The organism is uncultured Tateyamaria sp., from assembly GCF_947487805.1.
GTDB lineage: Bacteria > Pseudomonadota > Alphaproteobacteria > Rhodobacterales > Rhodobacteraceae > Tateyamaria.
The window spans coordinates 822,818-848,489 of sequence record NZ_CANKXW010000001.1 but is presented as its reverse complement, the minus strand read 5'-3'; the positions used below and the strand labels follow the sequence as shown (position 1 = coordinate 848,489).

The following is a 25,672-nucleotide window of genomic DNA, read 5'->3' as shown; positions in this document are numbered from 1 at the left end:
TTTTCGCGTTCAGAGGTGGAGCGTGCCGGACATCAGCACATGCGCCTTCCCCGCGACCACCACGCCGGTGATGGCGTCGCGGGGGCCCAGCACCTCGACCTGTGCCTGACCGGGGCGGCCAAGATCGTGGCCCTGTTCGGTGGTGAAGGCGGGGCTGTCGATCAGCCCTTCGGACCAGAGATAGGCGGCCATGGCCCCGGTGGCGGAGCCGGTGAACGGGTCCTCTGGCGGGCTGGGCGGGGCCATCAGCAGGCGCGAGAAGGTGTGGCCGGTGGCGGTGGCGCCGTCGAGGGTGACCCAGAACGGCTCCATCACATCTGTGCCGTGCACGCCCAGCGCGTCCAGATAGGCGCGGAAGGCGGTCATATCGAAGCGCAGGGCGCGCAATGTCGCCTGATCGCGCAGGACGGTGATGCAGAACGGCAGGCCGGTGGAGACGACGCGGGGCGGGTGCAGGATGTCGGAGGCCGCGATGCCACCCACGGCGGCCACAAGTTCAGGTGCGGGTTGCGCGCCAAAGGTCGGGGCGACTTGCGTCATGCGCACGGCCATGCCGTCCGCTATCACCTGCACCACCCCTGCCCCAGTTTCGAGTGTGAGGGGGCCGTCGCCGATCAGGCCCCGGTGCCGCAGGGCCGCGACGGAGGCCACGGTAGGGTGACCCGCAAAGGGGATTTCGCGGCTGGCCAGGAAATAGCGGACGCGCACATCCGCCACATCAGAGGGGCCGAGGAAGGTGCATTCGACAAGGGAGGTTTCGCGCACGAAGGCCATGCAGGTCGCGTCGTCCAGCGTCGCACCACCATGCACCACCGCGCAACCATTGCCGCCAAAGGCGCGGTCCGAGAACGCGTCCACCCAATCCACATCATATTGCATCAGCGATCCTCGCGCCCAAACCGTCGGGCGGCACCATAGTCACGGCGCAGGGTTTCGAACAAGGCCGCATAGGCGGCTGGGGATTGGTCGAACGTGGCCTGGAACGCCTGCGCCTGATCCATGCCCCGGCCCAATGCACGGAAATAGTCAAAGAGCGCGGCCATTCCGTGCCGTTGCGCCAGCAGATAGGCGGCAAAGCGGGCAACGCCGTAAGCCTCGCTGTCGCGCACGGTGCCATGGGCGGACAGTTGATCCAGCGTCAGGCGGCTGCGGCGCGCAGCGGTTTGCAGATCAAAGAGCGCAGGCCCGTCGGCCAGTATCCGGTCGCTGTCGAACTGCCATTCCACCAGTTCCGCGACACCCTCGACCATCCAGTGAGGGCCGAGCGCCCAAGCTCCATCGACCTTTTGCGCAGGGTCGTCGGCGGCCAACGCATATTGGACCTGATGGGTGTATTCATGGGCCATCACCTTGGCCAGGCGGGCGGTGTCTTCGGGCGACCAGCCCCCTTGGGCGATGGTGTCGGACCAGCAGAACATCACATAGGCCCGGTTGGCCGCGCCGCCGACCCCGCGTTCGGGGCAAAAGCGGGTGGTGTCCACGGGTTTGGCGCGGCCCGGTCGCTGTTGGGCAGCGTTCACGCGGGCGATGGCCGGATCGAACGTCGCCGGGTCGGCAGAGCCGATGACGGCCACGGCAGTGGCGAGTTCGATGTCGTGACTGTCCCGGAAATAGGCGCGCACGCGGTCCAGCGTGGCGCGCAACAGATCCGCATCGGCAGGCGCTTCGGTCAGGATCAGGGGGTCCTGTTCGCTTGGCCAGAAGGCGCGCATGTCGGGGTTTGTGCGGCCGATCTCGCGGCACCAGCTGGTGGCGGTCCGGCGGCGCAGGTCCGGCAGGCCGGGGACCTGGTCCACCTGTGCCGCCGCCGCCCGCACTGACGGGCGCATGGTGCCGTCGGCAGGCCCCGGATAATGGCCAAGGGCGGCCAGTTGGTTTTGCAGACAGGCCACACCATCCTGCGCGGCCAAAGGCCCGGCCCATACCGCGAGGGCAAGGGCCAGGGCACACCGCATCAGTGCAGCGGTTGCGGGGCGTAGTCGTTCTGGACCGCGAGGGCGAAGGCCATCTTGCGATCCGCCACCAGCGCCAGTTGCTGGCCTTCGGCGTCGTGTACGGCAAAGAGCAGTTCCAGCCCCTCGGCCTGATCGCGCACCTCGCGCGGCAGGTCGGTCACGAGGACCGGTTTGACATATACCATTCGGCCCACATCGGCGTTCAAATCAAAGGGTGTATGCATGACTTATCCTTTCCGTATGTTGATCGTCTGGACGACGGTTTCGGGTTGTGCGCGGGTCAGATCCACGTGCAGCAGGCCGTTTTCCATCACGGCCTCGCCCACCTCGACCCCGTCGGCCAGCACAAAGCTGCGCTGGAACTGGCGGGCGGCGATGCCGCGGTGCAGGAACACGCGTCCCTCGCTGTCATCGGCCTGACGGCCCCGGATCACCAGTTGGCGGTCCTCGACCGTGATCGACAGGTCCTGTTCGCCAAAGCCGGCCACGGCCAGCGTGATGCGGTAAGAGCAGTCGGAGGTCTGTTCGATGTTGAACGGCGGGTAGCCTTCACTGCTTTTGGCGGTACGCTCAAGCAGCCGTTCGAGTTGTTCAAATCCCAGCATGTGGGGATAGGAAGCCAAAGTCATTTTCGTCATGCGACACGTCCTCAGGTATATCAAGCGACAGTCAGGTCCCGCCCCTGAAACGGCAGCGGATGCGGTAAATATGGGCAGAAACCATGTCCGGAACAAGGTCTAGGCGTGAGGGATGGTGATGATTATATTAAGGATTGCCCAACTGCCTGGATTCGCACCATGAACGCACCGTCCGACATCTCGATGAAAACCGATGACGTGCTGCGCATCGAGCTTGAGGTGTTTCGCAGCGAGCACCGCGATCTGGACGAGGCGATCCGGGCGTTGCAGGAAAAGGGCACGGCGGATCAGCTGACGGTGCAGCGGCTGAAGAAGAAAAAGCTGCGGCTCAAGGACAAGATCGCGGTCATTGAAGACCGTCTGACCCCCGATATCATCGCCTGATACCGGCCATTGCGCCGGGGGGCGATCTGGCTATAGTGCGCGCTTTCTGATTTGCCGGGGCCTTTGAACATGACCGAACCCAAGCCTGTTGTGGGCATTATCATGGGCAGCCAGTCCGACTGGCCCACCATGCGCGAGGCCGCAGAGATGCTGGATGCGCTGGAGGTGCCATACGAGACGCGGATCGTGTCGGCGCACCGGACCCCGGACCGGTTGTGGGACTATGGCAAGGGGGCCGTTGGCCGGGGCCTCAAGGTGATTATCGCAGGTGCTGGTGGGGCCGCGCATTTGCCGGGCATGATGGCGTCCAAGACGCGGGTGCCGGTGATTGGCGTTCCCGTACAGACCAAGGCGCTGTCGGGTGTCGACAGCCTCTATTCCATATTGCAGATGCCGCGCGGCTTTCCGGTGGCGACCATGGCGATTGGTGCGGCAGGTGCTGCCAATGCCGGACTGATGGCAGCGGGCATTCTGGCGGTGTCTGACGCGGATCTGGGCGCGCGGCTGGATGCGTGGCGCGACGCGCTGTCGGCGTCGATTCCGGAGGTGCCGCAGGATGACTGAGCCCCTCGCCCCCGGTGCGACCATTGGCATTCTGGGCGGTGGCCAGCTGGGCCGCATGCTGTCTGTCGCGGCCAGCCGCCTTGGGTTTCGCAGCCACGTGTTTGATCCCGGCGCCCTGCCCCCGGCGGGCGATGTGGCGCATCTGGTGACCACCGCCGCCTATGAGGACAACGACGCGCTTTATGCCTTTGCCAGCACGGTCGATGTCATCACCTACGAGTTCGAGAACATCCCCACGCTGACGCTGGACGCGCTGGAGGATCACGCGCCGATCCGTCCGGGCCGCGAGGCGCTGCGGGTCAGTCAGGACCGGCTGGTGGAAAAGGAGTTTCTGGTCGGGCTGGGGCTGAAGACCGCGCCTTATGCAGATGTGCCGGACATGGCCGCGCTGGCCACGGCCCTGGGCCAGATCGGCGCGCCTGCGATCCTCAAGACGCGGCGTTTCGGCTATGACGGCAAGGGGCAGGCCCGGATCATGGATCCCGGCGACGCGCAGGCCGCGCTGGACGATATGCAGGGCGCGCCCGCGATCCTCGAAGGGTTTGTGGAGTTCAGCCACGAGGTGTCGGTGATTGCGGCGCGTGGGCTGGACGGGGCCGTGGCCTGTTTCGATCCCGGCGAAAATGTGCACCGCGACGGCATCCTGCACTCGACCACGGTGCCTGCGCGCCTGTCGGCCAGCCAGCGTACGGATGCGGTGTTGTTGGCGGCCAACATCCTGAATGCGCTCGACTATGTGGGGGTTCTGGGCGTCGAGCTGTTTGTGACGCCCGCCGGGCTGGTCGTGAACGAGATCGCGCCGCGCGTTCACAATTCGGGCCACTGGACGCAGAACGGCTGTGTCGTGGATCAGTTCGAGCAGCACATCCGCGCCATTGCCGGTTGGCCTTTGGGTGATGGCAAGCGCCATGCGGATGTGGTGATGGAGAACCTGATTGGCGACGACATGGACCGGGTGCCTGCGCTGGCCACCGACCCGGCCACAGCGCTGCATCTTTATGGCAAGGCCGAAGCCCGTGCGGGCCGCAAGATGGGCCATGTGAACCGGATCACCGGCTAGGCCGCGACGAACCGTTCGGCCACGTCGCCGGACATGAAGCTGACGCGCCCGCCGCTGATCGTGGCGGCGACGCGGTCGGCGTCATCCAGCACCACGAGATCGGCGCGCAATCCCGGCGCGAGCGTGCCACGGTCGGTCAGGCCCAGCACCGCCGCAGGCCCCGAAGACACCAGCGCCCACGCACCTGCCAGATCCAGCAACCCGCTGCGCGCCAGCATCAGGGCGGCACGGCGCGGCGACGGGTAGTGGTAGTCGGAGGCCAGCGCATCGCAGAGCCCCATGGCCACCAGATCGAGCGCGGATACGTTGCCCTTGTGCGACCCGCCGCGCACGAGGTTGGGCGCGCCCAGCACGACACCTGCGCCTTGTGCCTGTGCGGCCTCGGCCGCCTCGTGCGTTTCGGGGAATTCGGCCACTTGCGCGCCGCGCGCGTGCCAGACCGCGCGGCCCTCGGCGGTGGCGTCATCGTGGCTGCCCATGCGCACGCCCATGGCCCCCAGCCTGTCGCAGAGCGGGCCCAGCAACGGTTGCGCCTGCACCGCGTTGGCGTGCAGGTCGAGCAACATGGCAAAGTGGGCCTCGGGGTTGCGCCCGGCCTTGAGCGCCTGCCCCGTCAGGCGGGGCGGTTTGCGCCCTTGGGCCAGCCGGTCATGGGGCAGATGGTCGTTGAAGACGACGTATTCGACGCCCCATGCCGCCACCCGTTCGGGCAAAGTGTCATAGAGCTCTGTCAGGCTGATCTCGAACCGAAGTTGCGGGCGCAGGTCGGTCACCACATCCGCATCCCGCAGCGCGCCAAACACCTTGTCGGCAAAGTCGAGGCCGCGCAGCCCCCCCTCCCAACTGACGAACTGGGCCAGCACACCGGTGGTGATGCCGTTGGCGGCCAGTTCCGCCTCGACAGCCGCGAGGCCTTGGGCCGTGTCCTTCATCGCGCCGCGGCGCGGGGCCATGTGCCGTTCGAACCCGTCGCCGTGCACGTCGATGATGCCGGGCAGCACGCGGTAGCCGGTCAGGTCCACGGCGCGGCCCATCGGGTCGGCGGTGATCACGCCCCCGGCCATCGACAGCGGCGCGTGGGACAGGCCCTGCGGGTGCAGCACCTCGGCCCCCGTCAGATCAATCGCGAGCATTGCCGCCCCCCACGAAACAGGACCCTGCAGGGCAGCCCAGCTGATCCAGCACCTCATCGACCCAGCCGCGGCTGTGGTCGAAGACGCCCAGTTCCAGAAAGGTCAGCACCTGCGTCATCACGTTGGGATTGTTCATCATGAAGGTGTGGGTGACCGGCAGCACCATGTGGTCGGCCATCCCTTCGACATGGGTGGAGGCCACCGACACCTTGCCATCGTCCGGGCCGGGCAGCAGGGACGAAAAATAGGGGTTGAGCGATTGATCGCCCGCAATCACGCCCACCGAATAGTCCACGGGCGGCAGGGCGCGGGGCACGCTGTCGGCACCGGTGCCCATCTGCACCCCCGCCGGCCCGTTGAGCCAGCCAAAGGCCTCGAGATCGCCCAGCGTGTCGACAACCTCGCTGCCCTGATTGGGCGGGCCCATCATCACCACGTGGCCCAGACGCGCGGGCCGGGGGTGGTTGGCCAGCCAATACCGCACGAGGATGCCACCCATCGAGTGGGTCACGAAGTGGACGCGCGTGTCACCGCATTGCGCCATAGCCTGCGGCACCACCGCCGCGGCCAGCGTTTGCACCGTTTCGGAGGTGGAGGGGTAGCCGGGGCGCACAACCTCGTAGCCTTCGAGCCGCAGCGCCTGTTCCATGACCACCAGCGATGCCTCGGTCCGGGCCAGCCCGTGCAGCAGCACGACGCAGTCGGCGCGCGCGGCATCGGCGGTCAGGATTGCAAAAAGAAGCGCAAGCAGTCTCATGCTGCTTGAGATAGTCGCATCCGACGCCCTATGGAATGGGGACGCCCCGTCGCAAAGGAAAGATTCCCGCCATGCGCCCCAAATCCCCCCGCCTTGCCGTGCGTGCCATCATTGTCGAGGATGGGCGGCTGTTGGTGGTCAACGCCTGGCACACGGCCAAGAGCGCGTTGATGTGTGCGCCGGGCGGCGGTGTGGAGGTGGGCAGCAGCCTGCCCGACAATCTGGCCCGCGAGGTGCACGAGGAGACCGGCTTGACGGTGACGGTGGGCGCGCCCTGTCTGGTCAACGAGTACCACGATGCGCCCAGCCAGTTTCATCAGGTCGAGGTGTTCTTTCGCTGCACCATCGTGCCCGGCACCCTGCGCCCCGAGGTCTGGCATGACAGCGAGGCGGTGGTGACGGAGCGGCGTTGGCTGACCCGCGCAGAGCTGGCGCAGACGCCGCACAAGCCCGACAGTCTGGGGGCGGTTGCCTTTGACGGCGACGCGATCAGCTATGATCCGCTGGAGCCTTTGGCGCGGTGATGGCCAGCGCGATGCCGCCCAGCACTAGCACGGCGGCGGCGATGATCGTGAGGCTGATGGCCTCGCCCAAGAGCGCCGCGCCCATGGCAATCGCGATGATCGGCACCGACAGCTGGATCACGGCCGCGGTCTGGCCCGCGAATTGCGGCAGCACGTGGTACCAGAGCGCATAGCCCAGCCCCGAGGTGATGGCCCCCGCCAGAATGGCCAGCGCGATGCCCGAGGGTGCGGCGTGCAGCCCTGCCCCCGCCACCAGCACCAACAAGAGCGGCAGGGCCACCACGAAATTCGCAGCCGTCGCGGCCAGCGGGTCCGTCGTGCCGCGCCCTGCGAGCGTATAGGCGGCCCAACCCAGCCCCGCGATCACCATCAGAATGGCCCCGCTCAGGTCGCCCGCCGCCCCGTCCTTGGGCCAGAGCGCCAGCAGAAGCCCCGCAAAGGCCACGCCCGCCCCGCCCAGTTGCCGCGTTGTGGGTGCGGCCCCGCGCAGGGCAGTCCATGCAAACATCGCGATCTGCACGGTGCCAAACAGGATTAGCGCGCCGATGCCCGCGTCGAGCGTCACATAGGCCAGCGAAAACCCGATCATGTAGGCCGCCAGACTGACCGCCCCGATCACCCGCCCGCGCACGAGGATGGGCAAGCCGCCACCGCGCACCGTCAGGATCATGCACAGCGCGATGGCCCCCGCCAGCACCCGGATGATGGCAAAGCTCGACGGATCAATCGCCCCGCTGTCCACCGCCACACGGTTCAGGATCGAATTGGAGGCAAAGGCCACCATGGTCAGGCAGGTCAGGAGGATCAGGCGCATGGGCGCGGGTTACGCGGATTGCCCTGCGCCGTCCAGTCACAGATGTGGCAGGTGGACTGCGGGGCGCGGCGTTGCAGCCTTTAGGGTTGAACTTGTGTACCTTGGAGCGGTTCGCAGCGAAGGTCGGCTTTGAGCCCAACCTGTGAGTTCCAATTTTTCGCTGCGCGCGCTCGCAGCAAGAAAATCGCCGCAACGGCATCGCTTCCTACGCCGCCGCGCAGCGAGAAGAACTGCCATTCGTTCGGGATGCATTGAGGCTCAAGGCAGCAATCTACAGGTTGTGGTCCTACTTGCCGTTGATGATGAGCCGTGCCGTCGACAGAACGGTGGCTGGCGATTGCATGGCGGCCTTCGGACTTAACTCCGTGCCTTGGAACTCTTCGCAACCGACTTCCAAAACGAGATCCAAGCGGGCGAATCTATGAGCAGAAACAAATTGCTCAAATTGCCTTCGCAACGGGCCGTTCAACGCCTCTTGTAGTATCAGCACATCAGCGCGGTGCTGATGAAAGGGCGCGGAGGGAGGATCGGAGGACAAACCATGCCAAGAGTCCAACTACCCGCCGTCACCCCGAAACGCAGAGCCTGGAATAAAGGCCGGATCATCGGACAGAAACGACCGCTGCTGCCAAAACAGGTCTGGGCAATCCGCGCGCGGCTCGAACTTGCTGGCAACCTGCGTGACCTTGCGTTGTTCAACGTCGCGATTGACAGCAAGTTGCGCGGGTGCGACCTCGTCAAACTACTTGTAGCCGATTTGGTGAAAGACGGCCGCGTTCGCGAACGGGCCTCGGTCGTTCAGAGTAAAACCAGGAGGCCGGTCCGGTTCGAGCTTTCCGACAGCACAAGAGACACGGTCATCGCATGGACAAGATCGCCCGAGATGATCGGGTGCCGGTACATGTTCCCTAGCCGGTTCCATGACCGCCAGCACATCTCGACGCGTCAATATGGTCGGATCGTTCGCGGTTGGGTGTCGTCAATTGGCCTAGAGCCCAGCGGCTCTGGCACACATTCACTGCGGAGGACGAAAGTCGCTGAGATTTACCGCAAGACCGGCAATCTCCGAGCTGTTCAGCTTCTGCTAGGACACACGAAGGTCGACAGCACTGTTCGGTATCTGGGCGTTGAACTCGATGACGCTCTGAGCATTGCAGAAAGCATAGATATCTGAGCGGCGTCTACGCACTCAAGTCTGCCGATTTTCCGCCGATTGCTCTGCCGCATTAGATGCATTGTCTTGATGCAAGCGGGGCGGCCAATGGCCGCCCCAAATTCTCGCAATAGTTTAGCCCAGCGTCGGCATTGCGAACTCCGGACCGCTTCGCACACCCGTCGGCCATCGGGTCGTGATTGCCTTCATTCGCGTGTAGAACCGCACGCCTTCCATGCCGTGCATGTGGTGATCGCCGAAGAGCGATTGCTTCCAGCCGCCGAAGGAGTGAAACGCCACCGGAACGGGCAGCGGGACGTTCACACCGACCATACCAACCTCGATCTCGTGCGAGAACGCGCGGGCCGCGTCACCGTCGCGTGTGAAAATAGCGACGCCGTTGGCGTATTCATGCGCCTGCACTAGTTCAACGGCCCCGGCGTAGGTATTCCGCCGAACCACCGAGAGGACTGGCCCGAAAATCTCGTCCTTCCAGACGCTCATGTCCGGCGTCACGTGATCGAGGAGGGTCGGGCCGACAAAATACCCGTTCTCATGGCCCTGCGGAGGGATAAAGCGACGCCCGTCCAAAACAACTTTGGCTCCCGCAGCCTCTCCCTGACCGATGTAGTCGACAATTCTCTTACGAGCCGCCTCGGACACAACTGGCCCCATCTCTGCCGAACGGTCTGTAGCTGGACCAACCCGGAGCTTCTCCATCATCGGAACCAGTCGCTCGACGAGCGCATCGGCGACCGCATCGGTCACCGGGACCGCAACCGAAATCGCCATGCACCGTTCGCCTGCCGAGCCGAAGGCTGCGCCCATCAATGCGTTCGCGGCCTGATCAAGATCGGCATCGGGCAGGATCACCATATGGTTCTTTGCTCCTCCAAGCGCCTGGACGCGCTTGCCGTTCGCAGTCCCCTTGGCGTGGATGTACTTCGCGATCGGAGTGGAGCCGACGAAGCTGACGGCCTTCACGTCAGGATGCTCAAGGAGTGCGTCGACGGCCTCCTTGTCACCTTGGACGACGTTGAAAACGCCATCGGGAAGGCCTGCCTCAGAGAGCCATTCGGCGAGCAACAGCGACGCAGAGGGCACCCGTTCTGACGGCTTCAGCACAAAGGTATTGCCGCAGGCAAGCGCCACCGGAAACATCCACATCGGCACCATCGCCGGGAAGTTGAACGGCGTGATTCCGGCAACGACGCCCAAGGGCTGGCGCAGGGAGTAGCTGTCAACAGCGGTGCCGACATTCTCGGAGACCTCGCCCTTCAGAAGGTGCGGTGCGCCGGTTGCGAACTCCACCACTTCGATACCACGTGTCACTTCGCCAAGCGCGTCGTCGTGGGTCTTGCCGTGCTCGGAAGAAATGACTTCCGCGAGGGTTTCGGCACGCTCCCAGAGGATCGATTTGAAACGATCGAGGATGCGTGCGCGACGCAGTGGCGACATGCGGGCCCATTCGGGCCAGGCGGTTCTTGCCTTCAGAACCGCGGCGCTGACTTCTGCCGCGGTCGCAAGCGCCACAGTCTTCGTTTGCTGACCCGTTGCCGGATCGAAGACTGGCGCGGTGCGATCAGACCCGTGAGAAACGGCAGTGTTGCCAGTGAATTGCGGAATCTCGTTCATGTTCGTATCTCCTTGGATACCCCTGTTTCTCTAATTCTTTTTCGTATATAAACACCCAACATTGGGTAACTGTTATGCGAAAATATACATAATGAACTGGGACGATCTGAGATACTTTCTCGCCGTGGCAAGAGAAGGTCAGATGCTTGGCGCATCGCGTCGCCTTGGCGTCAGTCAAGCCCTGCTCAGTCGCCATCTTGCAAGGCTCGAAGAAGACGTGGGCGCGCGCCTTTTTGATCGCAGTACACGCGGCTGCACATTGACGGACGCCGGTTCCGATTTGCTTCAGACCGCTGAAAGGATCGAAGCCGAACTGCTTTCGGGCACGTCAAACCTGGAACGCGCGGGGGCGGTTAGCGGCACGTTGCGGATCGGTGCGCCAGACGGGTTCGGCAGCGCCTTTCTCGCTCCTAGGCTCGGAAAATTGCGGCAGCGCCATCCGGACTTGCGGCTGCAACTTGTTCCGGTTGCCCGTACGATCTCGCTGTCCGAGCGCGAGGCGGATGTGGCCATTATGATCGGCCGCCCTGCGAAAGGACGCCTCAGGGTCCGGAAACTCACGGAGTATACGCTCGGTCTCTACGCGGCGCAGTCCTACATCGATCGTCATGGGCGCCCGCGCTCAAAGGATGAACTGCGCGCCCACCCGCTCGTCGGGTATGTCGACGATCTGATCTACAGCTCCGATCTGACCTATACCCGCGATATCTTGCGCGACTGGAAGAGCGATATAGAGATCGCCACCGCTGTCGGTCAGTTCCACGCCGTTCGCGCCGGAAGCGGCATCGGCGTGTTGCACGACTTCATGGCCCATAAAGACAACGACCTTGTGCCGCTTCTGCCCGAAATCTCGATCCGGCGGGAGTACTGGCTGGTCTGGCACGAGAACCTGCAAGGATCGCCGAGATTGCAGGCATTCAATGACTGGATCGACGCCGAGGTTCGGCGCGATCGGACGATCTTCATACGGCAGTCTCAGCCAGGAACATAGACGCGCGCGGCCTCGGGATCGACCGTGTCAAAGGGCAGACCCGCCAGTTCAGACCAGAGATCTTCGACGACACTTTCGTTTGCCCACCCCAAGGTCTGGCGCACGCGGTCCGGTTTGCTGACGCCAACAACCGTGGTCCCGATCTGCGGCTGGCGCATCGAAAACTGAAGCGCTACTGCGCCGGGGGCAACGTCGTATGCCGCGCATGCCCCTTCGATCCGCTTGACCGGGGCCAATGCAGCGTCGTCCACCTCTTGATAGGTAATGCGCTTGACCTTGTCGCTGCCCTTGGCGAAGACGCCGCCTGCATAGGGCGCAGCGTTGAAGACGGTCATGCCCTTCTCAACGGCACGACTGAAAACCCCGTGCGCCGAGCGGTTGAGAAGCGTGTATCGGTTGTGGACCAGAACGAGGTCGAACGGCCAGTTTTCAACAAGCGGCGCCAAAATATCTGTCCGGCCCATCGCGATGCCCGCGGCCTGAACAAGACCCTCGTCTTTCAGCTTGAAAAGTGTGTCGAGAGCCCCGCCCCTCCGGGTGATCTCGTCGAGATCGCGGGCGTGCTCGGGGTCGTGTAAATGCAGAATCTGAAATCGGTCGATTCCTAGGGCTTGCAGGCTCTCTTCTGCGGACTGGCGCACCCGATCGCCGTCAAAACGCCCGGTCTCCATGTCACGATCGAGCTTGGTCGAGATGACAAACCCGTCGGGGATACCGCCGCGCTCGCGAATGACCTTGCCAATCCGTTTCTCGGCGCGTCCAAACCCGTAGTTCCGTGAGGTGTCGATCAGGTTGACCGGCCCGTCAAAGATTTCGCGGATGGTGGCGTTGGCCGTCTCGTCATCGACGCCGTAACCGTAGGTGTCGGGCATCCCGCCGAGGGCTGCTGTGCCGAAGCCGATGGGCGTTACGGAAAGCCCGGTGTTTCCGATGGGTCGCTTGTCCATGTCATCCTCCGGCAAAAAACAGGTGCCGCCCGTTGCCGGACGGCACCATTTCGACCCGATCAGGTCCGTGTCTTGACGCCACCCGAACGGCGGCTGGCAACGGTGGTCAGGATCGCGGCGATGATGATGACCGCGCCCGTCGAGGCCTGGACGTAGAAGCTTGGCACCTGTGCCAGGGTCAGCAGGTTGTTGATCACGCCGATCAGCAGCACACCGGAGACAACACCGACAATCGTTCCGCGCCCACCGCCGAGGCTGACGCCACCAATCACTGCTGCGGCGAAGGCCGAGAAGATGATGCCCTGGCCTTGCGTTGTGACCGCCGAGTCGAGACGACCCGTCAGAAGGATACCGGCGAGACCAGCGAGCAGACCGGCGAAGAAGAAGGCCGACCAGATCATGCGATCCACATTGATGCCCGCCGCCCGCGCTGCGTCTTCGTTGCCGCCGATGGCGTAGAGCGCCCGGCCGTAGCGGTGATACTTGAGCACCAGCCCCACAACCGTGGCCACGGTCAGGAAGACGAAGACCGCCATCGGAATCCCAGCAAACTGGGCCGAACCGAGCCATGTCAGCGACTCACCCGGCGAGTAGATCGAGCGCCCGTTCGAGATAATGAGAATACCGCCGCGCAACAGGACCAGCAGGCCGAGTGTCGAGATGAAGGGGTTGAGCCCGACCTTCACCACAAGCAACCCGTTGAAAAGCCCGATCAGACCGGCGCAGCCAAGCGCCACGATCAAACCCATCCATTGCGGCAGTTCGACCCCGAAACCGCCCGCCGCAGCAGGCACGAGCATCACGGCAGCCAGCATCGGAGCAAAACCTACGACGCCTTCAAGGGAGAGATCCAGGCGTCCGATCAACAGGACAAACGTCAGCCCGATGGTCGTCAGACCCAGCACGCTGACCTGCTCGAGGATGTTGATGATGTTGATGAAGGACAGGAAACGCGGCGCGATGAATGCGCCCACTATGATCAGGAGCAGCAGGACCGGATACATCGTCCAGCCGCCCGCCACGAAACCATGTCCGAAACGCGCCAGCGCCGATTGTCCGTCTGCAGCCATCTTCTTCCCCCCGTGCCCCTCGGGCACTCCAATTTCCATGGTCATGTTGCGCCCTCCATATGCAATATCAGGTCTTCCATGCGGTAGTCTCCGACCATTTCGTCGACGATCCGGTCTTCGAACACGATCACCACACGGTTTGCGAGTTGCGAGATTTCGTCCTCTTCATCCGAGACGACGATCACCCCGAGCCCCTTGCTCGCGAGATCGCGCAAGAGGGCATAAAGCTGTTCCTTGGCGCCCACGTCGACGCCGCGCGTCGGACTTAGGGCCACGATGATCTGCGGGTCGCGACACAGCGCGCGCGCAAAGACCACCTTCTGCTGATTGCCGCCGCTCAGCTGGCTGACGGCCTGATCGAGCGAAGAGGCAATGACATCGGTCTGCCGGGTCAGGCGGCTGACGAGGCTGTCCTCCTTCGCTTTCGAAATGAACCCAAAGTTGCCTGACAAGACTTCGAGACCGCCAAGCGCCACGTTTTCGCGAACGCCGAGGATGCCGACATAGCCGCTGGCATGACGATCGGTCGGCACGTAGCCGATGGTCGGCAAAGCGCCATTCGGCCCGCTGACCTGTCCGCGAGCAGGCGCTTGTTGACCGGCCAGCACCATCGCGAGGTCTTCCTTGCCGCTTCCGACAGGGCCTGCCAGCGCAATGATCTCGCCCGGACGCACATCGATGTCGATCTTCGGGCTGTCGGGCTTCAATTGAACCTGTCGCGCCGACAGGAGCGGGGCCGCGTCGCCGAAGGTGTGATCCTCACGTGCGCTGCGGGTCGTTTTCTCGCCCATCATCAGGTTGGCGAGCGTTTCCGTATCGAGCCCCTCGACCGAGGCGCGCGATTTCACAACCTGGCCATCCCGCAGGATCGTCACCGTGTCCGCAATCTCGAAAATCTCGTCGAGGTGATGCGAGATATAAACGAAGGACACACCGGCAGTTTTCAGCAACTTGACCTGATCGAACAACACCCGCTTTTCGGCATTGCTGAGGGCCGCCGTAGGCTCATCGAGAATGATCACCGGGACACCCCGGCTGAGCGCCTTCATGATTTCCAGAAGCTGACGCTGTCCTGCACCCAGTTCCCCGGCGAGATCGCTCGGAGCAATATCCATGTTCCAGTCGCGCATGAGCTTCTCGGTCTTCTCGATCATGCGCGTGTAGCTGACCATGCCCCAGCGATTGCGGACCAGGTCGTTCTCGAGGAAGAGATTCTCGGCCACCGACAGCAGGTCGAACATCTGCGGCGTCTGCTGCACATGGGCGATGTCGCCCCGGATGCGCGCCGCGTAGCTGCTGCCGTCGGCATTGAATTCTGTGGAGGCGATGCGGATCGTGCCTGTGTCGGCGGGCGTGTAGCCGCTCATCGCTGACACTAGGGTACTCTTCCCGGCACCGTTGCGTCCGAGGAGGGCGTGGATCTCGCCCTCCTCCAGGGTGAAGTCGACATCGCGAAGCGCGCGCGTGGAGCCGAAGGTCTTGGAGATGCCGCGCATCTCAACGATGGGTCTGATCTGTTCCATGGCCTTCGCCTCCCTGCGCGTTGCTTACATGCCGATCTTGTTGGCCCAGAGATCGTCCGAGTCGACGTTGTCAGACGTCACCAGCGTCGCATTAAGCTGGTACTGCGGACCGACAGGCGTCTCTACGACACGACCGTCATCCTTCTGGCCGATCTCGATGGTGCCACCGCCCATGACCAGTTCGATCAACTCGGCCGTCTTTGTCGCGTAGGCGCTCAGCGGCTGCGAGACGGTGGCGTCGAGGGCACCTTCGCGGATCAGCTGCAGGCCCTGGGGCGTGCCGTCGATTGCGATGCGGATGACGCTTTCAGGATCGCCAACCTCGGCACCGCGACCAGCACGCTTCAACTGCGCGTTCACCGCCGTTGCCATCAGTTCGGACGCCATGAACACACCATCCAGATCAGGGTTCTGTGTCAGCACGTTCTGGGTCGCATCGGCGGCCATGTCCGCGGTCCATTCGGTCGGACGCTGAATGATGGTGACGTCCGGCGCCAGCTCAGCCAACTTGTCGGCAAAGCCGTTCGAGCGGTCGAGGCCGTTCGGTGTGGTCAGCCCGCCCTGCAGTTCCAGGACAGTGCAGGATTTTGCGGCCCAGCAGGCGTCGTTCTGAAGACGGCGTGCCATCTCCTCGGCGCCCTGCGCACCGGCGTTGACATTGTCGGCGCGGACCGTTGCGGTCACCTGGCCGCCAGCCGGGCTATCGTCGATCGAGAAGACAAGCGCACCGGCGTCGTTGGCCCGCTTGACCGCCGGAACGATACCGGCCGCGTCGATGGGTGCGAAGACAACAACATTGGCGCCGTTCGCGATGAGGTTCTGCAGTGCATCCACCTGAGCGGCGATATCGCCGTTCGGATCAGGCGCGCCGACAAGCTCGAAGCCCTTGGCATCGAATGCAGCCTTGGAGAGATCCAGCATGAGTGTCTGGAAGTCGTCCTTCAGGAATTTCGGTGTGAAGCCGACCCGGACGTCGTCCGCGAAGGCGGTTCCTGCGGCGAGTGTGATGGCGCCTGCAAGTGCGGTGGTCGTGAAGTAGTTCATGGTCTTTCTCCTCCATTGTGGTTGCCCCGGCACTCCCGAACCAAGGCGGGTCTATCAGCCGTCGCTTTGCAAAGCTTGTTGCGACTTGACGGTATTGTCAACAAAAATTGCAAGAATATTTATTTCGCAACTTACGTTGAAATCTTTGCTCCCGGCAATCATGCCGAGAATCGAATTTCATGTGCATTTACAACTAGTTCTGGGTCCAGATGACCGTCGAAAAAGTCGAGAATGTTTTGCGCCGAGACAACCGCCATGCGCTCAGCACATTCCGCAGTCATGCTCGCGGAATGCGGCGTCAGCGTTGCGGTCGCACAGGTCGTCAAGCGGTTCGCAATCGTCGGCGGTTCGTCGACGAAGACATCCAGCCCCGCGCCGAAAATCCGTCCTTCCGACAAGGCATCGGCGAGCGCGGCCTCTTCGATACTGCCGCCGCGCGCCGTGTTGACGATGACAGCCGTGGACTTCATCAGGCCAAGCTCGCGCCGACCGATCAGCGGCTGATCCGTGCGCGGCACGTGGACCGAAACGAGATCTGCCGTTGCCAGCGCAGTGTCTAGATCGTCGACAACGGACACGCCGAGCGGCGCTGCCTGGGACATGTATGGATCGTAGGCGATGACCTCGATGTCGAAACCGCGCGCCATCCGCGAGAGATGCCGCCCGATCCGCCCGAGACCAATGATCAGAAGCGTCTTCCCTGAGACCTCTCGCGCCGAAAGGCTGTTGCGAAACCCCCAATCGCCGCCCGGACGGGTCGCACCGTCGTAGCTGATCAGCCGCCGGCTGGCCGACAGCAACAGAAGCATCGCGTGCTCGGCGACCGTTTGAGCATTCACATCGCCCACAATCGCCAGAGGGATACCGCGGGAATTCAGCGCCCCGACATCGACCGCATCGAAGCCGACGCCATGGCGCGACACCATGGCGAGCTTTCGGCTCTTGGCGATGGCCGCTGCTTCGAACGGCTGCGTTCTGAGAAGCACGGCCGTCGCGTCGGCGAGATAGGGCTCCATCGACGCTTCGCTGATTTCCTCGATATAGTCGATTTCGAAATCACTGCGTGCTTGCAGAAGCGCGAGACCGCTGTCGTGCAGTTTTCCGGCAACAAGAACACGTGCCATCTCAATACCCCGCTTGTTCAAGTTCTTCGGGCTCCGACGCCTGATCGTCGGCCATCGCCCGCGCCTGTTTGACAGTGCGCGAAGCCTCAGCGGCCAGCAGCCTGACGTCATTCGACAAGGTCACCATGTCGAAGCCCCAGTTCATCGCCGTGGCGGCGTAGTCCGGCGTCCCACAATGCAACGCGGCGCGGATACCTGCCGCCTTGGCCGCGTCGCGGATCCGGTGGATCGCCGCAATCATCTCGGGCTCTTTGCGATCAAACCCCGGCGGCAAGGCGCCGTCCGACAGGCCCAGCGTCAGATCGGCAGGGCCGATATAGACACCGTCGAGGCCAGGCGTTCTGACGATCTCGTCGAGGTTCGCCATCGCCTCTGCGGTCTCGATCATCGCGAAAGCCAGCATCTCCCCATTGGCCTCATCAGCGTATCCCTCCCCGGCGGAGAAATTCGCCCGCGTCGGGCCGAAGCTACGAGTGCCAAGCGGCGGGTAACGCATGTAGCTGACCAGCCGCTCCGCATCAGCGCGGGTGTTAACCATCGGACAGATGATCCCGTAGGCCCCTGCATCCAGCGCCTTCATGATCGCGCCCGGATCGAGCCAGGGAACCCGCGCCATCGGCACTACGCCCGACGCTCGCATCGCCTGCAGCATCCCGAGCGCCCCTTCGTAGCTGACCGCCCCGTGCTGCATGTCAATTGTGACACTGTCATAGCCTTGCGCAGCCATGATCTCAGCCACGAAGGGTGAATTGATCGAGAGCCAACCATTGATGGTCGCTTGTCCGGCGTCCCAGGTCGTCTTGAGTTTATTCTTGATCATGCCGGCTACCCTCAAAAAACCGATTGCGTGAGTTTGGTGTCGAGATATTCGGCGATGCCCTCTGAGCCGCCTTCCCGACCCATGCCCGAGAACTTGGTGCCGCCGAACGGCGCTTCAGCCGCCGCCAAAGCAAAGCTGTTTATCCCAACCATCCCCGCCTTGAGCGCCGCCGAAACGCGTCGCGCTCGTGCTGCATCCTTGGTGAAGGCGTAGGCAGAAAGCCCCATGTCGCAGGCGTTTGTGCGGGCGAGCGCTTCGTCTTCGTCTTCAAAGGAGGTGATCGCGGCAATCGGACCGAAGTTCTCTTCATCCATGACGGCCATGTCATCGCGCACATTTTTCAGAACCGTCGGCTGGAAGAAGAAGCCCTTGTCCCCGACGGCCTTGCCACCAGTCACGATTTCCGCTCCGCCAGCCACGGCACCCGCGACTGCGAAGGCGATCTCGTCGCGGCGCTTCTTGTTGATGAGCGGACCCATCGCATTCGCTGGATCTAGCCCATCGCCCAACTTCAGCGCCGCTGCGCGTTTCGCAAAACCGTCGACAAAGGCGTCATGCAGCGACGCATGGACGAAAAACCGATCCGGCGTCACACAGACTTGGCCCGCATTGGCGAACTTCGTCGCGACCGCGACATCCAGCGTCGCCTCAAGATCGCAATCCTCGAAAACGATCAGCGGCGCATTGCCACCAAGCTCCATCGACACCTTTTTCATCGTGTCGGCGGCATCTCGGACCATTTGTTGTCCGACATGGGTCGAACCGGTCAGAGACACTTTCCGCACCACCTTTGACGCCATCAAAGGCCCGTAGGTTTTCGACGTCGGACCGACAACGAGGGCGACCGACCCCTCGGGCAATTCCCCGGCCCGCACGCAATCCACGAGCACCATCGCAACGCCAGGCGTTTGCGATGATGGTCTGCAAATGACCGGGCAGCCTGCAGCGAGTGCGGGGGCAACTTTTCGCGCAACCAAGGCAGCCGGGAAGTTCCAGGCTGTGAATGCGGCGACAATGCCGACAGGCTCTTGCGTGACGTGAAATTCGCCGCCCGGCACACGTGACGGCACGATCCGCCCGCTCAAACGCCGCGCCTCTTCGGCGTACCAACGGAACTGATCGACCGCGAGCGCCCACTCCCGGCGCGATTGCGCAATCGGCTTGCCGGTCTCAACCGAGATCATGGTCGCCGCTTCGTCTTCCCGGCGCTTCATTTCGTCGGCGATACGATGAAGTCGATCCGCGCGCTCCCAACCGCCCAGGGAGGATAGCGCCGGAAGCGCGCGTTCGGCAGCGGCAATCGCCGCTTCAGTGTCTTCGATGGTCGCCGGGCGGTAGGCCCCGACGGGGCGTTCGGTGACCGGGCTGATCACCGGTGTGTCGCCATCTGTTCCGCCGATCCAGGAACCCGCGATGAAATTGCCAAAGGGTTCGTAGAGTGACATCACGCGATCTCCGAAACTTGCACCAGCCGACCTTCGGCAAGTGACTTGTAGGCCGCCTCGGCCAGGATCAGCGCCTGCCGCCCATCCTCGAAACCGACTTCTGGTGCGGTGCCGTTCTCGACCGCGTCGACGAAGTAGTCGATCTGGGCGTTGAAGGCCTCGCTGTACCGTTCGAGGAAGAAGAACTGGTAAGGCGCGGAGACTTCGGTCGTGGTCGCCGAATAGGTCCGCATCTCGTGCGGTTTCCGGTTGTCGGAAAGCGCCATGCCTTTTGAGCCCATTAGCTCGACGCGCTGATCATAGCCATAAACGGCTGTGCGCGAGTTGTTGATGTGACACTGCTTGCCGCCCTCGGTGCGCATGATGATCATGGCACTGTCGATCTCGTTCAGTTCTGCGCCAAGCTCCGGATCGATCAGCGCACCCCCGACGGCAAAGACCTCCTTCACGGGGTCGTCCCCCAGCATGAAACGCGCCAGGTCGAAGTCGTGGATCGTCATGTCGCGAAGAAGACCGCCCGCGGCCTCCAGGTAAGCACGCGGCGGAATGGCCGGATCTCGCGAGGTGATGATCACCTGATGCAAATCGCCAATCGCGCCATCCCGCATCGCGTCGCGCGCGGCCCGGTGGCCGGGGTCGAAGCGCCGGTTGAAGCCGAGCTGGATCGGAACGCTGGTCCCGGCGATCTTCTCGGCGCAGGCGTTGACGCGGCCGAGGTCGAGATCGATCGGCTTCTCGCAGATCGCGGCTTTGCCGGAGGCGACAGCCATCTCGATGTAATCTGCATGTGTGGGCGTCGCTGTTGCGATCAGGACGGCATCGACATCTTTCGACGCAAAGACATCCTCTGCCGTTGCCGCGATCTTTGCCCCCTCGCGTAAAGCTACAGCCTCGGCGGCGGGCGCGTGGACATCATAGACCATGGCGAGCTCGGTCCGCGCATGCCGCGCGACATTCGCCGCGTGCATCTGCCCGATTCTCCCGCATCCAAGGACCGCAATTCGCAACATTTATCAACCTCCCGAAGTGTTCTGCAATTTTTGTAGCAGCATCGCAATAAATGTTGCAAGAGATTTTTTTCGCAATTATACGTTTTTCAAACGATACCGAAATTTGGGAGGTTCAGATGACAGAAACAGTCCATCTTACTATGGGTCAGGCGCTTGTACGCTACTTGTGCAATCAGTTCACAGAGATCGACGGAGAGCGCGTTCCGCTCTTTGCCGGCGTCTTTGGAATCTTCGGGCACGGGAATGTCACCTGCATTTCCGAAGCGCTCGAACAGGTGCAGGACACCCTGCCGACCTGGCGCGGTCAGAACGAACAAAGCATGGCTTTGGCCGCGATCGGCTATGCAAAAGCCAAGCAGCGCCGCCAGATCATGGTGTCACTCTCTTCGGTTGGCCCTGGGGCCACCAACATGATTTCCGCGGCGGGCGTTGCACATGCCAACCGGCTTCCGGTGCTTCTGCTGGCCGGCGATACATATGTAAATCGTCTGCCCGATCCGGTTCTGCAGCAGGTCGAACACTTCGGAGACCCGTCGATCACCGTCAACGACGGCTTCAAAGCGGTATCGCGGTACTGGGACCGGATCGTTCACCCTGCACAAATCCTGCAATCCCTGCCGAACGCGATCAGGACGATGCTCGACCCGGCGGATTGCGGACCCGCTTTCATAGGTCTGCCCCAGGACATCCAGGAAGTCGCTTATGACTACCCGGTCGCTTTCTTTGCCGAGAAGACCTGGTCGATCCCACGCCCGCGCCCCGCGCGGCACGAGGTCGCAAAGGCCGCCGAACTGCTAAAAACCGCCAAGAAGCCCTTTATCATTTCGGGTGGCGGCGTGCGCTACTCGGGCGCCGGTGAAACATTGGCCGAGTTTGCAACTAAACGCGGCGTTCCCTTTACCGAGACCATCGCGGGCAAGGGCGCGGTCGTGCATGACCACCCGGCCTATGTCGGCGCGATGGGCATCGAGGGTACCGAGGCGGCCCGCGAACTGGCGGAGGCGGCCGACGTCGTCATCGCTATCGGAACCCGGATGCAGGACTTCACGACCGGCTCGTGGACGACCTTCTCCAAGGACGCGAAGTTCATCAACATCAACGCGGCCCGCTTCGACGCCTCCAAGCATTTCGCGCAGCCTTTGGTGGGAGACGCGCTCGAATCGCTCGCTGAACTCGACGACGCCCTTGGAGACTGGAAAGCCGACCCGGCCCAGATGCAAATGGCACAGCAGCTTTACGCGGATTGGAACGCCTTCCTCGATGCCGAACAGGCGCCATCCAACGCACCTGTGCCGTCCTATGCGCAGGTGATCGGCGTTGTGAACAAGGCGGCCCGCGAGGTTGATACGATGGTCACGGCGGCAGGAGGACTGCCCGGCGAGACAGCCAAGAACTGGCGCGTAAAAGCCCCCAACACTTATGATCTCGAGTTCGGGTTCTCCTGCATGGGCTATGAAATCGCCGGCGGCTGGGGCCACGCAATGGCCAAGACCGACAAGGATGGCAATCAGACGGGGGTTCCCATCGTTATGGTGGGCGACGGCTCCTACATGATGATGAACTCGGACATCTATTCGACTGTCCTGACGGGCCACAAGATGATTATCGTGGTGTGCGACAACGGCGGCTTCGGCGTCATCAATCGCCTGCAGACCGGCATGGGGGTTCCGGGGTTCAACAACCTGCTGAAAGACGCGCGTATCAAAAATCGCGAAGAACCGCTCCACGTCGACTTCGCGGCGCATGCCAAAGCCATGGGAGCGGAGGCGCGGCACTGCGACGGCCTCGCCGACCTCGAAGCTGCAATGGAATGGGCGCAGACCACCGACCGAACAACCGTTCTGGTGATCGAGTCCGACGCCCATGCGTGGACCGACGGAGGCGCCGATTGGTACGTCGGCGTGCCTGAGATCAACGAACGCGAAAGCATCCGTGAGGCCCGCGCCAGACAAGAGACTTTCCGCGCCAAGCAAAGGGAGGGCGTCTGATGCCATCTGCGAAACTTGGCATCGCGCCCATCGCGTGGTGGAACGACGATCTGGAAGAACTGTCAGACGACGTGAGCCTCGACGAGTGCCTGCGACAAGCGGCCGAGGCCGGACTGACCGGCATGGAAACCGGGCGCCGCTTTCCCATGAACATGGACGAGCTTGGCCCGATCCTTGACCGGCACGGCATCTCGGTCTGCGGCGGCTGGTTCTCCGGCCTGTTGCTTGACGGAGATATCGAAGCCGAGAAAGACCGCATCGCCGAACAGCATGCGTTCTTCAAAGCGGCTGGTGCTCCCTGCATCGTCTATGGCGAAACCGCGCGGTCCGTTCAGGGCGAGCGCCAGACACCTCTCGCCCAGAAACCCGTCATCTCGGAACCCGAGATGGCCGCCTACGGTCGCAAGATCAGCGATTTCGCCGACTGGTGTGCAACCGAAGGCATGCCGATCGCCTATCATCATCACATGGCCGCGGTCGTCGAAACCGAGGCTGAGCTTGATCTGCTGATGAAGCATTCCAGCGTGCCTCTGCTGTTTGATGCCGGGCACATGGCGTTCGCCGGCGGCGACAACTTTCGCGTGATCGACAACCACCACGCCCGCATCACCCATGTCCACACGAAGGACATCCGACAAACCGTCATTGATAGCCTCGACCGCACAAGCGAGAGCTTCCTCGATGCCGTCATCAAGGGCGCCTTCACGGTCCCCGGCGATGGCTCGCTGGATTTCGAAGCCATCGTGAAGGCGCTGGCTGACAAAGGCTACGAGGGCTGGTTCGTCATCGAGGCGGAACAGGACCCGAAAGCCAATCCCCCGCTTGATATGGCCATCAAGGGCCGTGCGGAATTAAAGCGCGTCATGGACGCAGCAGGATACGAGGTAACGAAATGAATCGCATCGATGGAAAAATCGCCGTTGTGACGGGCGGTACGCAAGGATTGGGCGCAGCCATCGCCCGCCGCCTCGCAGAGGCCGGGGCCGCAGGCATCGTGACCTGCGGGCGCGGCGTCGAGAAAGGAGAGGCCGTCGCCGCGGCCATTCAGGCGGACACCGGCTGCAAGGTCGTCTTCCAGAAGGCCGACCTTGGAAACGTCGCGGACTGCAAGGCGGTGACGGCGCGGGCGGATGCCGAGTTCGGGCGGATCGACATTCTGGTCAATGCGGCAGGCATCACGGATCGCGGCGACATCCTGCGGACAGACGAGGCGCTCTTCGACAAGATGTTCGCGGTCAACACACGCGGCCCGTTCTTCCTGATGCAAGGCGCGATCGAGATCATGATCCGCGAGGGCATCGAGGGCGCAATCGTCAATATCGGCTCCACGTCAGCACTCGCCGGTCAGCCGTTCATTTCGACCTATTGCGCATCAAAGGAGGCATTGGCGACGTTCACACGCAACACCGCTTTCGCGGTCATGCGCAACCGCATCCGCGTCAACCAGCTCAACATCGGCTGGATGGCCTCCGATGGCGAGGATAAGACCCAGCGGGAATATCACGGCGCCGATGAGAACTGGCTTGAAAAGGTCGCGGCCGAGCAACCCTTCGGCCGCCTCCTGGCGCCCGAGGAAGTCGCCAAGGCAGTGAACTATCTGGCGTCCGAAGATGCGGGCATGATGACCGGGTCGGTCATCAACTTCGACCAGTCGGTCTGGGGCGGCTATCAGTTTGCGCCGCCGACGCCCGAGCGGGCGATGTCGCTGGAAGCTCAATACGGCTGACAATTACAAGACCGTCGGGCACCCCCCGATGGTCTTTCCCGAACCGCGTCAGGGCGCGCTGACAACCGGAATGAGCGGCGCCTTGGGGGCAGTGCCATCTGCCTGCCGCGCCGCCAATCCCAGCATCAAAGCCTGCGCAAGACAAATGGGCGCGGCCAGTGAGCGCGAAAAGGCCTGCTCTCGCTCCGGCACCTCGAAGAGCACGTCGGCAGACTTTGCCAGCGGCGAAAGTGTCGAATCCGAGATCGCAATGATCGGAATGCCACGCGCAGCCACTTCTTCCGCCGTGTTCACAACTTCCTTGGCATAAAACCGAAACGACACCGCCAGAAGCACGTCGCTCTCGCCGATGACTTTGCCCATATGCGTCGCCAAACCGCCGGCGGCATCAATCAGAACCGCGCGCCGTCCCAGCATGGTCAGAATGTAGCGCAACAGGACCACAACCGGTTCCGACCGAAGCTGCCCGATGAGATAGACGCAATCGGCGGCCTCGAGAAGATCGATGGCGCGATCCAGATCCTTCTCGTCGATGTCGGACACAAGCTGTTCGAGCGACGCCAGATCGTTTGCGACGAGATCGAGAAGATGTCCTCTCACCCCACTGTCGCCAGCCTCGGCCAATCGCGCCTTCATCTGCTCGGCGCGCGTTTCAAACCCCGGCGCGGCGGTATTCAGGCGCTGGCGGAAGATGCCCTGCAACTCTTTGAACCCCTTATACCCGAAATGCTGCGCAAAACGGACGAAGCTTGACGGATGCACACCTTGCTTCTCGGCAATGGAGTTCACCGAGTTCATTGCCACGTCGTTTGGATTCTGGGTCAGATAGACGGCAATCTGTTGATTGGTCTTGCTCAGATCGTCGTACTGCGCGTGGATCTCCGTGATGAGGGCTTCGAAGCTCCCGGGTTGTTTCGTATCTGTGGCCTGCATTCGTTCCATCTCCACGCCGTAAGTGCTGTAATTGCAACAAATGTATTGTGCAATTTTTGTTGCAGTACAGCAAGTGCTCGTTCAGAATTCTCTGCGGACTGAAGTCAAAAAATCGAGACTGTGGAGCAGTCGGTTAATTCCGACGGGAGCCACAGTGCGGTAGAAGGTCAGATCTGAGGCGGTGTCAGGGTCGTCAATTCGAATGACCGGTTTGGCGCTTGGGCCACAACACGAAGCCGATCCCGCGGCGCCTGCAAACAAATGCTGCGCAAGCAATAGCTGCAACTGCACAAGGCCGGTTTGTCCCGCACACCCGAAACCCCTTCAAAGTATCATTCCGATCCAATTCAGCCCGTTTGCCAGCGCAAACCATCCCGACCTTTTGCGGCCGATTTCTGCGCTAACGACGCTGATGGGGGCAGATTTCGTGACAA

At 62.8% G+C, this 25,672-nt stretch carries 26 protein-coding genes; 9 read left to right on the top strand and 17 right to left on the bottom strand.

The window, feature by feature from the left end; all coding sequences use genetic code 11:
• Positions 1–9: 9 nt before the first annotated feature.
• Genes Q0949_RS04350 through Q0949_RS04335 form a run of 4 tightly spaced genes read right to left on the bottom strand, consistent with a single transcriptional unit; the run spans position 10 to position 2,593 of the window.
• A complete protein-coding gene (locus tag Q0949_RS04350; RefSeq protein WP_299368965.1) occupies positions 10–879 on the bottom strand; it encodes a PhzF family phenazine biosynthesis protein in 870 nt (289 codons plus the stop codon).
• Positions 879–1,955, bottom strand: a complete 1,077-nt coding sequence (locus tag Q0949_RS04345) for a hypothetical protein (protein ID WP_299368963.1) — start codon at positions 1,953–1,955, stop codon at positions 879–881. The genes Q0949_RS04350 and Q0949_RS04345 overlap by 1 nt, the downstream gene beginning before the upstream one ends.
• Positions 1,955–2,179 carry a DUF1150 family protein gene (locus Q0949_RS04340; protein WP_299368961.1) on the bottom strand — a complete coding sequence of 75 codons (225 nt, stop codon included), beginning with the start codon at positions 2,177–2,179 and terminating at the stop codon, positions 1,955–1,957. The genes Q0949_RS04345 and Q0949_RS04340 overlap by 1 nt, the downstream gene beginning before the upstream one ends.
• Before the next feature lie 3 nt (positions 2,180–2,182).
• The gene (locus Q0949_RS04335; protein ID WP_299368960.1) at positions 2,183–2,593 is read right to left on the bottom strand and encodes an Hsp20 family protein; all 411 of its coding nucleotides are present in this window, start codon (positions 2,591–2,593) and stop codon (positions 2,183–2,185) included.
• 159 nt (positions 2,594–2,752) lie between these two features.
• Between Q0949_RS04335 and Q0949_RS04330 the strand changes: the two genes are divergently transcribed.
• The 3 genes from Q0949_RS04330 to Q0949_RS04320 all read left to right on the top strand — a co-directional run bounded on the left by Q0949_RS04330 (position 2,753) and on the right by Q0949_RS04320 (position 4,601).
• On the top strand, positions 2,753–2,977 hold the full coding sequence (locus tag Q0949_RS04330; RefSeq protein ID WP_299368958.1) for a DUF465 domain-containing protein: 225 nt from the start codon (positions 2,753–2,755) through the stop codon (positions 2,975–2,977).
• A gap of 69 nt (positions 2,978–3,046) precedes the next feature.
• Positions 3,047–3,541, top strand: a complete 495-nt coding sequence (purE, locus tag Q0949_RS04325) for a 5-(carboxyamino)imidazole ribonucleotide mutase (RefSeq protein ID WP_299368957.1) — start codon at positions 3,047–3,049, stop codon at positions 3,539–3,541.
• Positions 3,534–4,601, top strand: coding sequence for a 5-(carboxyamino)imidazole ribonucleotide synthase (locus Q0949_RS04320; RefSeq protein ID WP_299368956.1), 1,068 nt, complete (start codon positions 3,534–3,536; stop codon positions 4,599–4,601). The genes purE and Q0949_RS04320 overlap by 8 nt, the downstream gene beginning before the upstream one ends.
• On the opposite strand, the gene Q0949_RS04315 is transcribed toward Q0949_RS04320, so the two are convergent.
• Together Q0949_RS04315 and Q0949_RS04310 are read right to left on the bottom strand one after the other, a co-directional pair.
• Positions 4,598–5,734 carry an alpha-D-ribose 1-methylphosphonate 5-triphosphate diphosphatase gene (locus tag Q0949_RS04315; RefSeq protein WP_299368955.1) on the bottom strand — a complete coding sequence of 379 codons (1,137 nt, stop codon included), beginning with the start codon at positions 5,732–5,734 and terminating at the stop codon, positions 4,598–4,600. The two genes, Q0949_RS04320 and Q0949_RS04315, sit on opposite strands and share 4 nt — an antisense overlap.
• Positions 5,721–6,491, bottom strand: a complete 771-nt coding sequence (locus Q0949_RS04310; RefSeq protein WP_299368954.1) for an alpha/beta fold hydrolase — start codon at positions 6,489–6,491, stop codon at positions 5,721–5,723. Before Q0949_RS04310 ends, Q0949_RS04315 begins: the two co-directional genes overlap by 14 nt.
• 71 nt (positions 6,492–6,562) lie before the next feature.
• Between Q0949_RS04310 and Q0949_RS04305 the strand changes: the two genes are divergently transcribed.
• Positions 6,563–7,015, top strand: coding sequence for an NUDIX domain-containing protein (locus tag Q0949_RS04305; protein ID WP_299368953.1), 453 nt, complete (start codon positions 6,563–6,565; stop codon positions 7,013–7,015).
• Here the strand turns inward: Q0949_RS04305 and Q0949_RS04300 are convergent.
• Positions 6,981–7,829, bottom strand: a complete 849-nt coding sequence (locus Q0949_RS04300; protein ID WP_299368952.1) for a DMT family transporter — start codon at positions 7,827–7,829, stop codon at positions 6,981–6,983. The two genes, Q0949_RS04305 and Q0949_RS04300, sit on opposite strands and share 35 nt — an antisense overlap.
• A gap of 541 nt (positions 7,830–8,370) precedes the next feature.
• Here Q0949_RS04300 and Q0949_RS04295 point away from each other — a divergent pair.
• Positions 8,371–9,003 (top strand): tyrosine-type recombinase/integrase, encoded by a 633-nt coding sequence (locus Q0949_RS04295; protein WP_299368951.1) that lies wholly within the window; start codon positions 8,371–8,373, stop codon positions 9,001–9,003.
• A 114-nt stretch (positions 9,004–9,117) separates the two neighbouring features.
• On the opposite strand, the gene Q0949_RS04290 is transcribed toward Q0949_RS04295, so the two are convergent.
• On the bottom strand, positions 9,118–10,617 hold the full coding sequence (locus tag Q0949_RS04290) for a CoA-acylating methylmalonate-semialdehyde dehydrogenase (RefSeq protein ID WP_299368950.1): 1,500 nt from the start codon (positions 10,615–10,617) through the stop codon (positions 9,118–9,120).
• A gap of 91 nt (positions 10,618–10,708) precedes the next feature.
• Between Q0949_RS04290 and Q0949_RS04285 the strand changes: the two genes are divergently transcribed.
• Positions 10,709–11,608 (top strand): LysR family transcriptional regulator, encoded by a 900-nt coding sequence (locus Q0949_RS04285; RefSeq protein WP_299368949.1) that lies wholly within the window; start codon positions 10,709–10,711, stop codon positions 11,606–11,608.
• Here Q0949_RS04285 and Q0949_RS04280 read toward each other — a convergent pair.
• From Q0949_RS04280 to iolG, 8 genes are all read right to left on the bottom strand, one after another.
• Entirely contained in the window at positions 11,593–12,555 is a 963-nt protein-coding gene (locus Q0949_RS04280; protein ID WP_299368948.1) for an aldo/keto reductase, read from the bottom strand. The genes Q0949_RS04285 and Q0949_RS04280 overlap by 16 nt on opposite strands.
• A 59-nt stretch (positions 12,556–12,614) precedes the next feature.
• Positions 12,615–13,670, bottom strand: a complete 1,056-nt coding sequence (locus Q0949_RS04275) for an ABC transporter permease (protein ID WP_299368947.1) — start codon at positions 13,668–13,670, stop codon at positions 12,615–12,617.
• The gene (locus tag Q0949_RS04270) at positions 13,667–15,148 is read right to left on the bottom strand and encodes a sugar ABC transporter ATP-binding protein (RefSeq protein WP_299368946.1); all 1,482 of its coding nucleotides are present in this window, start codon (positions 15,146–15,148) and stop codon (positions 13,667–13,669) included. Before Q0949_RS04270 ends, Q0949_RS04275 begins: the two co-directional genes overlap by 4 nt.
• Before the next feature lie 24 nt (positions 15,149–15,172).
• A complete protein-coding gene (locus tag Q0949_RS04265; RefSeq protein WP_299368945.1) occupies positions 15,173–16,192 on the bottom strand; it encodes a sugar ABC transporter substrate-binding protein in 1,020 nt (339 codons plus the stop codon).
• A gap of 158 nt (positions 16,193–16,350) precedes the next feature.
• Positions 16,351–17,316: an NAD(P)-dependent oxidoreductase gene (locus Q0949_RS04260; protein WP_299368944.1), complete on the bottom strand. Its 966-nt coding sequence runs from the start codon at positions 17,314–17,316 to the stop codon at positions 16,351–16,353.
• Position 17,317: 1 nt separating this feature from the next.
• Complete coding sequence (locus Q0949_RS04255) at positions 17,318–18,136, bottom strand: aldolase/citrate lyase family protein (RefSeq protein ID WP_299368943.1); 819 nt, start codon at positions 18,134–18,136, stop codon at positions 17,318–17,320.
• 11 nt (positions 18,137–18,147) lie between these two features.
• Positions 18,148–19,581 carry an NAD-dependent succinate-semialdehyde dehydrogenase gene (locus Q0949_RS04250; RefSeq protein ID WP_299368942.1) on the bottom strand — a complete coding sequence of 478 codons (1,434 nt, stop codon included), beginning with the start codon at positions 19,579–19,581 and terminating at the stop codon, positions 18,148–18,150.
• Positions 19,581–20,591, bottom strand: a complete 1,011-nt coding sequence (gene iolG / locus Q0949_RS04245; protein ID WP_299368941.1) for an inositol 2-dehydrogenase — start codon at positions 20,589–20,591, stop codon at positions 19,581–19,583. The genes Q0949_RS04250 and iolG overlap by 1 nt, the downstream gene beginning before the upstream one ends.
• A 116-nt stretch (positions 20,592–20,707) precedes the next feature.
• Here iolG and iolD point away from each other — a divergent pair, with 116 nt between their 5' ends.
• The 3 genes from iolD to Q0949_RS04230 are packed head-to-tail and all read left to right on the top strand — an operon-like array spanning position 20,708 to position 24,305.
• Positions 20,708–22,579, top strand: a complete 1,872-nt coding sequence (gene iolD / locus Q0949_RS04240; RefSeq protein WP_299368940.1) for a 3D-(3,5/4)-trihydroxycyclohexane-1,2-dione acylhydrolase (decyclizing) — start codon at positions 20,708–20,710, stop codon at positions 22,577–22,579.
• On the top strand, positions 22,579–23,475 hold the full coding sequence (iolE, locus tag Q0949_RS04235) for a myo-inosose-2 dehydratase (RefSeq protein ID WP_299368939.1): 897 nt from the start codon (positions 22,579–22,581) through the stop codon (positions 23,473–23,475). Before iolD ends, iolE begins: the two co-directional genes overlap by 1 nt.
• Complete coding sequence (locus Q0949_RS04230; RefSeq protein WP_299368938.1) at positions 23,472–24,305, top strand: SDR family oxidoreductase; 834 nt, start codon at positions 23,472–23,474, stop codon at positions 24,303–24,305. The genes iolE and Q0949_RS04230 overlap by 4 nt, the downstream gene beginning before the upstream one ends.
• 48 nt (positions 24,306–24,353) lie before the next feature.
• Here the strand turns inward: Q0949_RS04230 and Q0949_RS04225 are convergent, their stop codons facing one another.
• On the bottom strand, positions 24,354–25,238 hold the full coding sequence (locus Q0949_RS04225; RefSeq protein ID WP_299368937.1) for a MurR/RpiR family transcriptional regulator: 885 nt from the start codon (positions 25,236–25,238) through the stop codon (positions 24,354–24,356).
• Positions 25,239–25,672 lie beyond the last annotated feature (434 nt).